Origin of the sequence: Bacillus mycoides (assembly GCF_018742245.1) — a bacterium.
In the GTDB taxonomy this organism is placed as follows: domain Bacteria; phylum Bacillota; class Bacilli; order Bacillales; family Bacillaceae_G; genus Bacillus_A; species Bacillus_A cereus_U.
The window spans coordinates 5,034,275-5,049,127 of the sequence record NZ_CP036132.1; the positions used below are offsets into that span (position 1 = coordinate 5,034,275).

Sequence of the window (14,853 nt, forward strand, 5' to 3'; positions counted from 1 at the left end):
CATTAAAGGTTTTTTGTTATTAATTGCTTATATGTTTCTTTCGTATCTTCATATAATTTTTGAAGTGAGAAGTTCATAGTCGCATGCTCATAAATATGCTTGCCCATTACTGATAACTCTCCAGTTTTCCACTTATCATACGCCTCTTCTAGTGCCGATGCCAATGCTTTGCCATCACCAGTTGGTACAATCCACCCATAAGTTTCATCTGCAATTAACGGTTCGATTTCTCCTGCTCTAGTCACAATTGATGGTACACGTTGATTTGCCGCTTCTAATAAAACTAATGGAAATCCTTCACTATGGGAAGTTAACAAATTGACATGGGATGAAGCAAATAATTGTTTCACATCTTGACGATGCCCTAAAAATTCAACTTTATCATTAATCCCTTTTTCAGTAGCTAAGGCCTTTAATTCTCCTTCTAACGGCCCATCACCAACTAATAACACTTTAATTTTTTCCAATTTCGTTTGTTGTAACGCATCGAATAAAACTTCATGTCCTTTAACAGGATGCAGACGCGCTACTTGGATTGCCGTAAACACATCTTCGTCAATATTAAACATTTCCTTTTTATTATAGCCATCTGCTTTTTCCTGATCATATTCAATCCCGTTATAAATAACATGCATCTTTTCATTTGAAATACCTAATGCCGCTAAGCTTTTTTTCAACCTATTCGTTACAACAAAAAATAAATCTATATTTTTTAAAGCTTTCAAATTTAACTTAGTGAAAATCCAGCCTTTTAAGCCTTGTTTAGTAAAGTCTTGAAATGGATCACTATGAATTGTCGTTACCCATTTTGCCGCGAATTTCTTCTTCATTAGAGAAACAAAGAAATTCGCCCTAGGACCGTGTGTATGAACTACATCAAATTTTTCTTTATTAATGAATTCACTTATGTTCTTTAAAATGGATAAATCATAGCGAGATTTTTGTGAAAACACATGAACTTTTATTCCTAGCTCTCTTGCTTCTTTCGCAACAATTCCATCCTCAAATACTGCTAATTCTACTTCACCAGTTGGGAACTGATCGAGAAGTGAAATAATATGTGTTTTTCCTCCACCATCTTCTGCTCCTGCATTCATATGCAATATCCTCATATTTTTTCCTCCTTTAAATCCTCGCTACATTTCCATCTATCTTTATTTTACTGTACTAAAAAATAAAAGCTAACAAAAGTTAGCTTTTATTTTTATCATTCAATTTCTAAGTCTACAATTAGATAAGCTAACAACACTACAAAGTAAATCCCAACTCCTGGTGCCGTCAAAATATGTCCTGCGATATATGCAATACCTAGTGCTAATACTAAGCTTGCTGTAATCATTCCATATTTTATATTAAATATCTCTTTAAATCTTGTAATAAATGCTAGCAGAATTCTTAAGCCATAATAAATAAATGGAATCATTAGTAATGCAAAGCCAATAATTCCGAAATCATAAAACCAATCATGGAAATCCATTTCAATTAGCTTCGGATCTGGCTGCTTTTGTTCATTATATTTATAGTTACCTGCGTAACCCATTCCTAACAGTTTCTGTGACATCGGCGCTTCTTTAAAGAACTGCTTATGTCTCTCTTCATATACTTGACGTCCACTGAAAATAAGATTTTCTTGATTTTCTTTCTTTTGCTCTTTCTCAAGCTCTTTCTTAACTTCAGCTTCTACCTTCGCCTTTTCTTCTGGTTTCTCAACTTTGTGTTGCTTTTCTTCTTTTTTAATTTTCTCTTTAATTTCTTTTTCTTTTTGACCTTGCTGCGCTACATTTTGTTCTGATAAATAGTTGTTATGAATACCCATATTTTGTGCTAATGGCGTCATTTTAAACGTTCCGACAACACCAGCTAATAGGACAATAGCAATTAATCCATTAAGTACAAGAGACTTTTTGTTTGGATTTCTTCTATCAAATAATAATTGTAGTACGATAATCCCGATTGCTGCCGCTAACGTAGCACCAATTGAGCCCATCCCTACTTTCGTACCAACTTGAATTAAAGAGTAAATCATTAACAGCGATGGAATCCAGTATAAAATGTGTTTCACGCTCTTTGTTTTTTGAATAGAATATAGTACCACAATAGGGAAAATAATAGCTAAGATTGAACCTAGTTCATTACCTGCATAGAACCATCCTCGGGAACCAACTTTCATCCACTCATAACTTCCAAAGTCTGTAGAAGTTGTAATAGAAATAACCATAATAACATTAATAATTAATGTTGAATACACAATGTTATTTCTAACTTTATCGCTAATATTTACTGTCTTCTTCAGTGATTTTAAAGCTAAAATGTATGAACTAAGCATAATATATATATATAATGCTTTCCCAATGAATTTAACTTCTTCTGTGATTACAATAGGACTCTTGATTAACTTGTTATTAATAAATCCTATTCCCAATATAACTCCTAGTAATACAAGATAAATCAAAAACTTCCTATTTTCTCTTTCTTTTGCCTGAATTAAAATATAAATACCACCCATTGCCATAATGAGGAATCTCACCATAATTCCAACTGTCGCATTTACTTTTAATAACTCAATGCTAAGAGAGGTTAATAAATCCAAAACAGGCTGTAAAATAATAAAAAAGAGCAAAAAATGCTCAAATCTAACCCTAGCTTGATTTGCTAACATTCCAAGACCTCCATACAAAATCTTTACATTATCTTTTAATCATAGTTTTCTATCGTTTAAACACACCCAGCAATTATAACATAACTCATATTTAAATTGAGAACTATTTTTTATGCCTAAACAAGTCAAATCAAGCATTATTAATAACAGAAAACATTGTGCTTTAACTATCCTTCCCTGCTCCAATAAAAACTATCTAACACACCTTGACTCATTTTCGACAACAACAAAATACTTCTTATCATTTTATAATAATATATAAATCATTCCATTTGTAACACCCTTCAACTAATCCACGGTAAAAACTACAAAATTAATCTTTCCGCACTTTTTTCAATTTAATCAATTGCTACTTTCTAAACACTTTCAAACGCTTTCTTTATGTATTTCATCCATTTTTCTACATGTAGCGAAAAGTAATTGTTATTTCCAAAACTTTAGTGTATATTTTTTCTCTGGAACATCTTTAAGGGGAAGGAATTAAAGCCATGTTATTAATCGATATATTTACGTTTCTTGGCATTATCGCCGCTGCCATTTCTGGTACATTAGTTGGTTTGAAAAAAGATCTAGATTTATTTGGTGTCCTTTGTTTAGCTGTAGCTACTGCGCTCGGCGGCGGTATTATTCGTGATATTATGATTGGTAACCTGCCTCCTGTCGCATTTGTAAAACCAATTTACTTTTTCGTAAGTGTACTATCAGCATTATTCACATGTATGTTTTTTGAGCGTATTAATAAACTTCAAGTTGTTATTATGCTTTCTGATGCTGTTGGTTTAGGTGTATTTACAGCTATTGGTGCAAATGCAGCAATGTCACATCACGTTGACGCCTCGTTTTTAGTCGTTTCAATGGGAGTTATTACAGGTATTGGGGGCGGTATTTTACGCGACATTTGTGCTCAAGATATCCCGTATGTATTCCGAAAAGAGATATATGCAATTGCTTCTATTTTAGGAGCAGTTAGTTTCCTAATTACACATGCAATGGGGGCACACGTATTAGCTTTCTATGTTTGTTTATTAATAACATTCGTTATTCGTGTAGTCACCGTAATATATAATGTACATTTCCCAGTTTTCTTTAAAACACATGCAAAAATTAATAAAGGCCATTAAGAGAATTCTACATAGAATTCTCTTAATTTATATACAATTCCACATACTATAGAGTAATTGTATATAAAAATATATAATTACATTAGAATACAAAAATGAAAACGTTTTATAAACAGGGGGAAGAATGATGCTTGGGGTTTTAAAAAAAAATAAAACAAACACCAGTATAATCGAATTAAGCGAAGGCCAACAAATCATATTTAACGTGCCTGCTAATTCTGAACTAAAAACTCAAATGGATATGCTACATATTTCAAAGGAAGATTTACAAATTGTAAAAGTATTACAGCCATTTATTTATGAAGAAATAGATTGGATAACAGAAAAATTCTACACCAACATCACAAAACAACCTAATTTAATTGCTGTTATTGAACGCTACAGCTCTATTCCAAAATTAAAACAAACTTTAAAGACACATATTAAAGAATTGTTCAGCGGGAATATGAATGAAGATTTTATTGAACAACGTGTTAGAATCGCAAAAAGGCACGTACAAATTGGTTTACATAGAAAATGGTATACTGCTGCGTATCAAGAGTTATTCCGCTCCGTCATGAAGATTTTGCAAACGAAAATTTCAACGCTAGACGACTTTTCATATTCTATAAATGTAATAAATAAATTATTCACATTAGAACAAGAACTTGTTATTGCAGCTTATGAATCCGAATATGAAAGAATTCAAAAAGAACATGAAAAAGAAAAAGAACTGACCGCTATGACGATTACACATATTGCAACAGAACTAGCGGCAGTATCTGAAAAAACAAGCTCTTCTATTCAACAGTTAACATCTAAATCAGAAAGTATCGTAGGGATTGCAAAAACAGGTACATCATTAGCTACGACATCAGAAGAAAAGGCCAACAAAGGAAAAGAACAATTAAATCTGCAAAACAAACGAATGGAAAGTATTCAAACGAATATGGAAACTATTATTACTGATACTCGTGAACTTCTTGATATTTCTAACAAAATTAACGAAATCATTGATATTGTAAAATCAATCGCCGAGCAAACAAATTTACTAGCATTAAATGCTGCCATTGAGTCTGCACGTGCTGGCGAATTTGGTAAAGGTTTTTCAGTCGTGGCGGGCGAAATCCGAAAGTTATCAGAGCAAACGAAAGAATCCATTTTCAACGTTACAAAACTCGTTGGAAAAACGAATGAACAAATTATACACGTCTCTTCTTCCGTGGAACAAATAAGCTCTCTCGTATCTGAAGGGACAGATAGTATGCATGCGACAGATCAATATTTCCAAGAAATCGTAAAAGATATGTCTAACTCTAAAGAACAAAACAAAAAAATTGAAAATGAATTAGAAACTATTTCACAAGTAATGAAGAGTATTCAAGACGATTCCTCGAAAATGGCCTTAACAGCGGATAATTTACAACTAGAACTAAACCGATAGGCAAATCGATACAAAGCGGAGATTCTTCATCTCCACTTTGTATTCATCCTTATCACCCATCTACAAAAAAAGAACCCCAAATGGGTTCTTTTATTTTCTGAAAAAGATTTTTTGGCAATAAAAATAACTCATATAAACACCAAAGCTTTGTAAAATAAACAAAGCTGGCATAATAATATTATAATATGCCATATCAACTCGAAAGAGCCTTAACGATACATATCCGATAATTAATAATACAAACAACATATATCCTTCATTTTGCTGTTTCTTAATTAGAAAATGTAATAAAGCTATGGCCATGAATAATGTCACCACTATATATATAAGCTTTTCACATTTAAAAATAATAGAATTTATTCCCTCATCTGAAAACTGGTTAATAACTGGTTTTAACAGTTTAAATCTTTCTACTTCCATTTCTTTTAACTCTTGATCAATGTGTTCTTTTACACTTTGATTTTTGGATGTTTTTTCTTCATTTTGACTTTTTCCAATTAAAACAGATTGAACATAAGTCTGATTAGAAATTGTATACTGTGACATTCCCATCATCTTAATACCATAGCTCACACCAAAATGAGTACTATAAAACAGAATAAGTATTCCTATCATTTTTAATAGTAATTTTTGTTTCGTTGCTGATTGAAATAATTCAATTAACAGCACATATACAGCTATAAAAATAGGTAAAAATAACCCCATCGGTAAAATCATATTGCTGAGCGCAAATAAAACGGCTGAAATTACCCACATATAAGGATGATCTAATCCTTTATATAAAAGTATGTAACAAGCACAATAAAATAAAAATATTGCGAGTGATTCTGCCGTTAATACAGAACTCATAAATATATTTGGAATATATAAAGCGTAAAACATTGACGCAATACGACCACACTCTTCCCCAAAGACCATTGAAGCAATGCGATAAATGAAAAATGCAGTTCCTGTACAAAATAAAATATTAAATAGTTGTAAAGCGAATACCGTATCACCAAATATACGGATGATGATCGATTCATAAATAATAAAAGGTAACTGTGCTACATTCTCTATATTATTACCAATTGCAATCTGCTTTGCAGACTCATACATAGCTTTCATATCACCTATCATGGGAGCATCTACAAATAGAACTGTGATAAACCTTACAACTATAGATATGCTTATAAGAAAAATAAGAAACTGTTTATCTGTAAAACGATATTGCAAAATTGATGCTACTAACAAAATAAGAATAACAAAAATCACTAATACGATTGTTATACTTGTTGTACTTCCCTCAAAAAATTGCTTACTTGCTTCAAAAGCCGACCAACAACTATAAACAAAAAATGCGAGCATCGCACCAATCATTATTTTACTGAAAAAAGATGAAAAATTTGTTTGTATATGATTCATATGTCCATTGCACCTCTATTTCCATTCATAACAAAACGATTCTATCATGAATAGGCACAAGGTTAATAGGGAATTTCTATGACAAATACATAGTCATTACTTTTTCACTTGCAATGTAAGCGAATCCTCTTTTACACTACATTTTATATACGATAAATTTTCTTTCAGTTACATGAATACAAATACAGAAATTTCAATAAAGTGAAACTTTAATCCGCGGGGGTTTTGTTCATCCTCCACTGACTATTAGCCCGCAAATAGCGGGATAATCCTCTTTTGGAACACTTTACTTCATTAAATATCTAATATGAGTACTCCACTTACACATGTCACTCTGATTGAAAACAGAAAATAGGGGCTGAATATATGGAAAAGAAATTCATGCGAGAATCAAAAGCAATTAAAACAACACGTGTTTTTCCTAACGATTTAAATAATCACCAAACACTTTTCGGGGGGAAATTATTAGCAGAAATTGATAGTATCGCTTCAATTGCAGCTGCAAGACATAGCCGCAAACATTGCGTAACAGCATCTATCGATTCCGTTGATTTTTTAACTCCAATTCACCAAGCAGATTCTGTTTGTTATGAAGCATTCGTATGTTATACAGGAAAATCTTCAATGGAAGTTTTCGTAAAAGTAATTGCGGAGGATCTACTAGCAGGCGAGCGTAGAATGGCCGCAACGTGTTTCATTACATTTGTTGCATTAAAAGACGGAAAACCTTCATCTGTACCACAAGTAATTCCTGAAACAGAGGAAGAACATTGGCTACATACAACTGGTTCAGAGCGTGCAGAAAATAGAAAAAAAGGGCGTTTGAAAAGTAAAGAAATGGCTGAAGTATTAACTTTAAGTAAGCCTTGGAATATGTAACATTAGGATTTTATCTTATACATGCACAGGTTTTTTCTTCCTTGCATGTATTTTTTATTATAATAAAGTGTTGCCTTAGCATTTTTATTCGATGCCTATTCCCTAAAATCACCCATCAGCTTTTCCTTTATTTTGTTATACTATTAATGGTATATTAAATAATGTTCGTTTAAAAATAACCATAATATGATTAAGTATATAAGGGATGGTGCGGTAATGTCTATTGAGGTACCAATTTCAATACCAAAAACGTTAATTATTATTCCAGCGTATAACGAGGAAGAAGCAATTGCAGATACATTAACAAGATTATTAGAACTAAAACAGCATTTTACAGCATTAAGCATTTGCGTTATTAATGATGGATCAAAAGATAAAACAGCTCAAATCGTAAAAGATTTCCCTGTTCATCTTGTTAATTTACCATATAATCTAGGTATCGGTTCAGCTGTACAAACTGGATATAAATACGCTTATGAGAACGGATATGATATTGCGATTCAGTTCGATGCTGATGGACAACATAATCCTGATGATTTATACAAAATTATAAAGCCTATTGCCGATGATCAATGCGATATGGTGCTGGGTTCACGTTTTACAGAAAAAACAGCATATAAAGGTAGTATTTCCCGAAGAATCGGTATTTTTTATTTTACCGCTCTATTGAAAGTACTAACAAAACAAACATTTATGGATCCAACTTCTGGATATCGTGCTATCAATCGAGAAGTAATTAAGATTTTTGCACACAATTATCCAAAAGATTATCCAGAACCAGAAGTCCTTATTCATTTAAAAAAGAAAAAACTTCGCATTAATGAAATATCTGTAAATATGCAAGAGCGACAAGGTGGACAATCTTCCATCACTCCCCTTAAATCTGCATATTACATGGTTAAGGTAAGTCTTGCTATATTGATGCAAAAAATTGTGAAAGGTTGATAATGAATGCATATAATTACCTTTTCATTCATCTTTATTTTATTACTATTCTTCTCAATTCTAAATTCCATTCGTCGTGGGAATTTAGAAACAAAATATGCCATTTTATGGATTTTCGTTTGTATTGCAATGGCTATTTTAAGTTCTACGGATAAAATTATAAATTGGATTGGAAAACTATTAAAAGTAGAATATCCTCCGTCCATTTTATTCTTATTCGGACTATTATTCTGTTTTATCTTAATTTTTGACCTGACGAGAAAAATCTCCAAATTACACCATCAACTTGTAACATTAACGCAAGATTATGCATTATTAAAACAAAAATTAAAGATAACAGATAAAGAATAACTTCCTAACTAAATACTAATATATTAAAGCTCCTGAATTTTGCTTGAAAAATTCAGGAGCTTTTATCATTTCAAATTATTTCTTTCTAAATTATACGAGGTACCACAATAGAAAGTTGATTTACAAAGTTTATATGCGGTAAACTTATACAGATGTTCTTGTAATCATCTTCCTTTTAAAAGGCTTATATATAAGTGTAAAACATAAAAAATTTGAGGAGATAATAATTATATGATGGAAAAAAAACAAATCGTTTCAGTTGTTATCCCGCTGTATAATGCGGAAAAATACATCGAAGAGACGATGGAATCAATACTAAATCAAACATATAAAAATATTGAAATTGTAATTGTAGATGACGGGAGTAAAGATCAATCATCTTCTATTGTAAAAAATCTTGAACAGAAATATCCGGGACAATTAAAATATGTCCCACAAGAAAATCAAGGCGTTTCAGTTGCTCGTAATACAGGAATTGAAAATGCTAGTGGAGAATATGTTGCTTTTCTTGATAGTGATGATTTATGGCATCCAACAAAAATAGAAAAACAAATTGAAAGCATGCATAAAAACAACATGAACGCTTGTTATTGTGGCTATATGAACTTTTACGAAGAGACTGGGGAAAAAGTTGAGCATACGACAAACTTTATTAAAGGTGATATGACAAAAGCTTTCTTAACACATCAAGTTGTTGCTCAAACGAGCACTTGGATTTTCAAAAGATCTATCGTGATGGATCATAACATTCGTTTCACACCAGGATGTAGCTGGGGAGAAGACTTAGAATTTCTATTTAAATTAATGAGTGTAACAAATGTATGCTATGTAGATGAATATTTAACATATTATCGAATCTTATCAGAAGGAAATCTTTCTTCAAAGTATAAAGATTATGAATTAAAAACAACAAAAGAATTAGAAGTATTTAATCGAATGAAAGATTGGGTTCATAATAAATCAAAAGACTTAATCGTGAATGATTCTACAGAACTTATTGAAATCCTTGAAACTTATCTATTCCCCTATACAGTCATTAACAATGCTTGTATATACATTAAAGGAAGCTCTAAGTTAGATAAATCACAAGTTCAATTAATCAAGGGCGATATAAATAAATACTGTCGCAAAATTTATCCGAAAAATGGAAAACGAAGCAAAAAGCTATACGCGATGCTTTGGTTTGTACGAATAAAGTTTATGTTTTCTTAAATAAAGAATACGCTTTTAAACATACTTTCCGTAAACAAAGCAAATTTACAAATAGGACGAAGTGCGTCCTGAAAAATAGAAAGGTCTTGTTCCATGAAAACAAATAAAATCCTTAAAAACGCCTCCTACCTATTTGTAGGAAATATTACTGTTCGATTTGTACTTGCTATTGCGACCATTTTCTTTGCAAGATATGTTTCACCAAAGGAGTATGGGATGTTTACAACTGCTTTAGCAGTTTCCGCTGTTATTTGTTATTTTACAGATGCAGGTTTGACACATACATTTATGCGTGAAGGAACGAGAAGCAACGCTAACATTAGCGTACTAATTAGTAGTTATTTACGTATTCGTTTAGTATTAGCTATCGTAATTTCTGTGCTCTTCGCTATTTTCGCTCAGTTCTTCTATCCTGATGCTTACTTACGTGCGATGGTATATTGGGTTGTACTGCCGACAATGTTTGGAGCCACTTTACAAGGTGTTGGGATGGCTTACTTCCAAGTAACAGAACGCATGCAATTTACAGCGATTATTTCTGTAATACAAGGTGTAACAGCCGCAGCTGCTCTTCTACTAGGAATGTCCTTTAAATGGTCACTTATGATGGTCGCTGCCATGTACGGGATATCCAGTCTCGTAACAGGACTCATCGCCTTTATAATGGTAATTCGCCATACAACAGTTCATAAGGGCTGGGATAAAGGCATTTTAGATCAATTGCTCATTTTCACAATCAATGGCATTATCATTATGCTCTTACCACAGTTAGGGCCTATTATATTAGAAAAAGTCTCAACATATGAGCAAGTTGGATTCTTTGGCGCTGCTTCCAAAATACCTGCTGTACTTTATCAAATACCCGGCGTAATTGCAGCAGCCTTTTATCCAAAATTATTTGCTTTTGGAAATGAAAAGAATATTGATGAACATAGAAAACTATCTCAGTTCGAATTAAAACTTATGTCTTTCTTAGGAATGGGAATCTCCATTCCATTTATCGCTGATCCAAGCTTTTGGATTGTTACTTTATTAGGTGAAGAATATGCACCAGCTGGTGATGCTCTTGCAATTTTAGCCTTTATGGTCATTTTACAATCCATCAACTATCCACTTGCTGATAATTTAACAACAATTGGTCAACAGTGGAAGCGTGCGACAACGATGGGGATTGGATTAGCTGTTGCCATTATAAGTTACATCGCATTAGGTAGCCAATTTGGAATGATGGGCGCTGCTGTGGCTGCTATCATTACCGAGATTACATTATTAATTGGATTTACTTTATTCGTTCGTAAAGGCTTTACATTACTATTCAAAGGAATAATATTCAATACACTAGCATTTATAATCAGTTACGCGATATACCGCACAGTATTAATTAACTTACCACCACTGGTAGCTCTAACACTTACTGGTATATTATACGGTATTATTGGCCTTGCAATTGATCCACAAATACGCGGGTTAATTTTAGGATTTGTAAATAAAAAGCTAGGTAGATAAACAGTATAAAAGACAAGTTCCTCTTCCAAATTGTGAAGATGAACTTGTCTTTTTTTACTTATATACAATTTTCTTTTATGTGCACAATCGTTCTCTTTAATCCTTCATAATAGGAAGTTCTAGGCACAATTCCAATATACCTCTCATATTTCTCTCCGCTTAATACAACAGGATTTTCTGTCAAATATAGCATTTCCACGAATTCTTTCATCTGCTTATCAAATAGTCCAATTAAATTTATCATACCTTTTTTTACTGTAATTACTGGTTTTGTATATCCCGTTAATTCTTGTATATGTTGAATCATCTCTTCACCTGTAATGACACCATAACCTGGTATGTTCCAATTTTGTCCATAGGCCTCATCACGTAAGGCTAATTCAATCATTGCTTTTGCACCATCTGGTGTGAAAATATATTCACGAGCAATCTTTTTATCTCCAACAAAGCTTGATAACTTATTTGCAAGTACCCCATTTAAAGTATGATGAACAAGTGTACTTTCTGCATTTGGACCATAAAAATCAGGAAAATGTGCAATAAACATTTGTACACGAGCCTGTTTTGCCATCATCTCTAGTTGTAACCGAATTTTCCCTTTCTTCGTATGTGGTGCCTTTTTAACTTCTTCCACTACAGGTTCTTCCCCTTGCCTCCCATACGCATAAATATTATCAACTATCCCTAACTTACTGTCGTAATACCTTGCTACTTCTAATATATTTTTTAATAATTTTGGTTGCTTCTTCTCCCAATCTGAATATGGAATGTTTACAGCATGAAATATAATATCAACGCCTTTCGCAGCTTCCATTATATCCTCCTGTATAAATACATCTCCCGCTACAACTTTCACATTTTCTTCTCCAGAAAATAATATCTCTAATTTCTCTTTATTCCTCGCAAAGGCCACTACATGAATTCCTCTGCTACATAATTCTTTTACAATTGCATACCCCATTGATCCAGATGCTCCTAGCACTAAAGCTTTTTTCATTATAAATCCCCCCTAAATTAATTAACCACTGTTTAATTAATATTAAAAAGAAAATCACTTACATAAGAAGCGATTTTGAAATAAACTCCACGTGTACTTTAGCTAATCCTTTTACTTCTTCAAATGTTTGATCATTCCCACAATAGTGTGCCACAAACCCATGTAATGATAGAAAAACAGACCATATTGTCATTACATTTACCTTCTCATTACACAAAGAAGATACAACAGTAGCAAACTTTTCATAACTAACATTTGGGCTATCCGCTAAACATTCTTTTAACTCGTCATCCCTAATTAAAAACATAATTTCATAATGACTTTGATTTTGCAAACCAAATTCAATAAAACCAAATAAAACAGCTTTCAATTGTTCCTCTTGCGGTAAATTTTGATCATTAATCTCATCTAATTTTTGATTTAGCAATTGAAAATCTTGCTCTACCATCGCATAGAAAAGCTCTGCTTTATTTTTAAAATGATAATAGATGGCACCATGGCTATATCCTAATTTTGTTGCAATTTTACGCATTGAAGTATGCTGATAACCTAATTTTATAAATAAGTCTCTTGCTACATTCATAATCATTTCTCTCGTTAATTCTTGTTTAACTGCCCTTCTTGGCGACATTTTTCATACCTCACAATATAAATTGACCACTGTTCAATTTATATTGTAATCCTTCTCCAAAAAAAATACAATCATATTCTTACAAAAAGATACATTTTGAAAGGATAGCATTATACGCAATAATTTAGTATCATGATTCAAGACACTATTTTGAATTGGACGGAGGACACAATGAGCTTATTAACAGTCGAAAAATTAGGCCATACATTTGGCGATCGCACATTATTTAAAGATGTATCCATGCGTTTACTAGCAGGAGAGCATGTTGGATTAGTCGGTGCAAACGGTGTTGGTAAATCAACATTTATGAATATTATTACTGGTCAACTTATCCATGATGAGGGTCGTGTAGAATGGACACCTGGTACGAATTACAGTTACTTAGACCAGCATACAATTTTAACACCAGGTCGTACAATTCGTGATGTATTAGCTGACGCGTTTTTACCTTTATTTGAAAAAGAAAAAGCTTTAAATGAAGTTGCAGAAAAAATGGGAACTGCAACACCAGAAGAATTAGAGGCACTTCTTGAGGAGATGGCGGAAATACAAGATGCTCTCGAAGCAGGTGGTTTCTATTTGCTAGATATGAAAATTGAAGAGGCAGCAAGAGGTCTTGGAATTGATGCAATCGGTTTAGATCGTGATGTTTCAGCACTAAGTGGTGGGCAACGTACAAAAGTATTGCTTGCAAAGCTATTACTTGAGCAACCAGAAGTGTTATTACTCGATGAGCCTACTAACTATTTAGACGTTGAACATATTCATTGGTTAACGAATTATTTAAAAGAATATCCACATGCATTCTTATTAATTTCTCATGATACGGAATTTATGAACAAATGCGTTGATGTTATTTTCCATCTAGAATTTACAAAAATGACGCGCTATACAGCGACATACGAAAAATTCCTAGAGTTAGCCGAAATTAATAAAAATCAACATATAAATGCTTATGAAAAACAGAAAGAGTTTATTAAAAAGCAGGAAGACTTTATTGCAAAGAACAAAGCTCGTTATTCAACGACAGGTCGTGCAAAAAGTCGTCAAAAACAACTTGATCGCATGGAGCGTATTGATCGCCCGGAAACAGCAATTAAGCCAGAATTCTCATTTAAAGAGTGTCGTGCAAGTAGCCGTTTCGTCTTTGAAGGCGAAGATGTAGAAATCGGATATACACATCCATTACTACCAAAGCTAACAATGACAATTGAACGCGGTGAAAAAATTGCCATCGTTGGTTGTAATGGTGTTGGTAAATCAACATTACTAAAAACGATTTTAGGAAAAATTAAACCTTTAAGCGGTAAAACAAGTCTTGGTGACTTCTTAGAGCCTGCATACTTCGAGCAAGAAGTAAAAGCTGATAATATAACACCAATTGATGACGTTTGGAACACATTCCCTAGCATGGACCAACATCAAGTTCGTGCAATGTTAGCGAAATGCGGATTAAAAAATGAGCATATCTCTCGCCCGCTAAATCAATTAAGTGGTGGCGAACAAGCAAAAGTTCGTTTATGTAAGCTAATGGGTGAAGAAAGTAACTGGATCCTATTTGATGAGCCAACAAACCATCTTGATGTTACAGCAAAGGAAGAACTTCAAAAAGCTCTGAAGGCATATAAAGGGACAATCCTTCTTGTATGTCACGAACCAGAATTTTATGAAGGCTGGATTACAAAAACTTGGAATGTTGAAGAATGGTCACAAAATAATTCTTAA

Annotated in this window: 13 protein-coding genes and 1 pseudogene; 9 read left to right on the plus strand and 5 right to left on the minus strand. The window is 32.8% G+C overall.

The genetic code is table 11. The annotated features are described in order from the left end of the window. Positions 1-2: 2 nt before the first annotated feature. Both EXW56_RS25880 and EXW56_RS25885 read right to left on the minus strand, forming a co-directional pair. Positions 3-1,112, minus strand: coding sequence for a glycosyltransferase family 4 protein (locus tag EXW56_RS25880; RefSeq protein WP_098988822.1), 1,110 nt, complete (start codon positions 1,110-1,112; stop codon positions 3-5). Between the two features lie 95 nt (positions 1,113-1,207). Continuing rightward, positions 1,208-2,659 (minus strand): O-antigen ligase family protein, encoded by a 1,452-nt coding sequence (locus EXW56_RS25885; RefSeq protein WP_002198715.1) that lies wholly within the window; start codon positions 2,657-2,659, stop codon positions 1,208-1,210. 488 nt (positions 2,660-3,147) lie between these two features. Between EXW56_RS25885 and EXW56_RS25890 the strand changes: the two genes are divergently transcribed. From EXW56_RS25890 to EXW56_RS28140, 3 genes and pseudogenes are all read left to right on the plus strand, one after another. Beyond that, positions 3,148-3,780, plus strand: coding sequence for a trimeric intracellular cation channel family protein (locus EXW56_RS25890; protein ID WP_000924380.1), 633 nt, complete (start codon positions 3,148-3,150; stop codon positions 3,778-3,780). Positions 3,781-4,021: 241 nt separating this feature from the next. Next, positions 4,022-4,399, plus strand: a pseudogene (locus EXW56_RS28135) (protoglobin family protein); the annotation flags it as partial. Continuing rightward, the gene (locus tag EXW56_RS28140; RefSeq protein ID WP_414590347.1) at positions 4,397-5,203 is read left to right on the plus strand and encodes a methyl-accepting chemotaxis protein; all 807 of its coding nucleotides are present in this window, start codon (positions 4,397-4,399) and stop codon (positions 5,201-5,203) included. The pseudogene EXW56_RS28135 and the gene EXW56_RS28140, both read left to right, overlap by 3 nt. Positions 5,204-5,293: 90 nt before the next feature. Here the strand turns inward: EXW56_RS28140 and EXW56_RS25900 are convergent, their stop codons facing one another. Continuing rightward, complete coding sequence (locus tag EXW56_RS25900; RefSeq protein WP_002198713.1) at positions 5,294-6,607, minus strand: ArnT family glycosyltransferase; 1,314 nt, start codon at positions 6,605-6,607, stop codon at positions 5,294-5,296. 366 nt (positions 6,608-6,973) lie between these two features. Here EXW56_RS25900 and EXW56_RS25905 point away from each other — a divergent pair, with 366 nt between their 5' ends. From EXW56_RS25905 to EXW56_RS25925, 5 genes are all read left to right on the plus strand, one after another. Next, on the plus strand, positions 6,974-7,486 hold the full coding sequence (locus EXW56_RS25905) for an acyl-CoA thioesterase (RefSeq protein ID WP_000412118.1): 513 nt from the start codon (positions 6,974-6,976) through the stop codon (positions 7,484-7,486). Positions 7,487-7,702: 216 nt separating this feature from the next. After that, positions 7,703-8,431 carry a glycosyltransferase family 2 protein gene (locus EXW56_RS25910; RefSeq protein ID WP_002113170.1) on the plus strand — a complete coding sequence of 243 codons (729 nt, stop codon included), beginning with the start codon at positions 7,703-7,705 and terminating at the stop codon, positions 8,429-8,431. Between the two features lie 6 nt (positions 8,432-8,437). Next, entirely contained in the window at positions 8,438-8,782 is a 345-nt protein-coding gene (locus EXW56_RS25915) for a DUF2304 domain-containing protein (protein ID WP_002113172.1), read from the plus strand. A gap of 231 nt (positions 8,783-9,013) precedes the next feature. Next, complete coding sequence (locus EXW56_RS25920; protein ID WP_002198712.1) at positions 9,014-9,994, plus strand: glycosyltransferase family 2 protein; 981 nt, start codon at positions 9,014-9,016, stop codon at positions 9,992-9,994. Between the two features lie 93 nt (positions 9,995-10,087). After that, complete coding sequence (locus tag EXW56_RS25925) at positions 10,088-11,500, plus strand: oligosaccharide flippase family protein (protein ID WP_070140182.1); 1,413 nt, start codon at positions 10,088-10,090, stop codon at positions 11,498-11,500. Positions 11,501-11,558: 58 nt separating this feature from the next. Here the strand turns inward: EXW56_RS25925 and EXW56_RS25930 are convergent, their stop codons facing one another. Both EXW56_RS25930 and EXW56_RS25935 read right to left on the minus strand, forming a co-directional pair. After that, positions 11,559-12,497: an SDR family NAD(P)-dependent oxidoreductase gene (locus EXW56_RS25930; protein ID WP_002198710.1), complete on the minus strand. Its 939-nt coding sequence runs from the start codon at positions 12,495-12,497 to the stop codon at positions 11,559-11,561. A 58-nt stretch (positions 12,498-12,555) separates the two neighbouring features. Then, positions 12,556-13,128: a TetR/AcrR family transcriptional regulator gene (locus tag EXW56_RS25935; RefSeq protein ID WP_002198709.1), complete on the minus strand. Its 573-nt coding sequence runs from the start codon at positions 13,126-13,128 to the stop codon at positions 12,556-12,558. A 171-nt stretch (positions 13,129-13,299) separates the two neighbouring features. Here EXW56_RS25935 and EXW56_RS25940 point away from each other — a divergent pair, with 171 nt between their 5' ends. After that, the gene (locus EXW56_RS25940; RefSeq protein ID WP_002198708.1) at positions 13,300-14,853 is read left to right on the plus strand and encodes an ABC-F family ATP-binding cassette domain-containing protein; all 1,554 of its coding nucleotides are present in this window, start codon (positions 13,300-13,302) and stop codon (positions 14,851-14,853) included.

What these genes read in the sequence shown, in the direction of transcription:
- EXW56_RS25880 (WP_098988822.1), bottom strand. Translation starts at nt 1,112, where the DNA reads ATGAGGATATTGCATATGAATGCAGGAGCAGAAGATGGTGGAGGAAAA.
- EXW56_RS25885 (WP_002198715.1), bottom strand. Translation starts at nt 2,659, where the DNA reads ATGTTAGCAAATCAAGCTAGGGTTAGATTTGAGCATTTTTTGCTCTTT.
- EXW56_RS25890 (WP_000924380.1), top strand. Translation starts at nt 3,148, where the DNA reads ATGTTATTAATCGATATATTTACGTTTCTTGGCATTATCGCCGCTGCC.
- EXW56_RS25900 (WP_002198713.1), bottom strand. Translation starts at nt 6,607, where the DNA reads ATGAATCATATACAAACAAATTTTTCATCTTTTTTCAGTAAAATAATG.
- EXW56_RS25905 (WP_000412118.1), top strand. Translation starts at nt 6,974, where the DNA reads ATGGAAAAGAAATTCATGCGAGAATCAAAAGCAATTAAAACAACACGT.
- EXW56_RS25910 (WP_002113170.1), top strand. Translation starts at nt 7,703, where the DNA reads ATGTCTATTGAGGTACCAATTTCAATACCAAAAACGTTAATTATTATT.
- EXW56_RS25915 (WP_002113172.1), top strand. Translation starts at nt 8,438, where the DNA reads ATGCATATAATTACCTTTTCATTCATCTTTATTTTATTACTATTCTTC.
- EXW56_RS25920 (WP_002198712.1), top strand. Translation starts at nt 9,014, where the DNA reads ATGATGGAAAAAAAACAAATCGTTTCAGTTGTTATCCCGCTGTATAAT.
- EXW56_RS25925 (WP_070140182.1), top strand. Translation starts at nt 10,088, where the DNA reads ATGAAAACAAATAAAATCCTTAAAAACGCCTCCTACCTATTTGTAGGA.
- EXW56_RS25930 (WP_002198710.1), bottom strand. Translation starts at nt 12,497, where the DNA reads ATGAAAAAAGCTTTAGTGCTAGGAGCATCTGGATCAATGGGGTATGCA.
- EXW56_RS25935 (WP_002198709.1), bottom strand. Translation starts at nt 13,128, where the DNA reads ATGTCGCCAAGAAGGGCAGTTAAACAAGAATTAACGAGAGAAATGATT.
- EXW56_RS25940 (WP_002198708.1), top strand. Translation starts at nt 13,300, where the DNA reads ATGAGCTTATTAACAGTCGAAAAATTAGGCCATACATTTGGCGATCGC.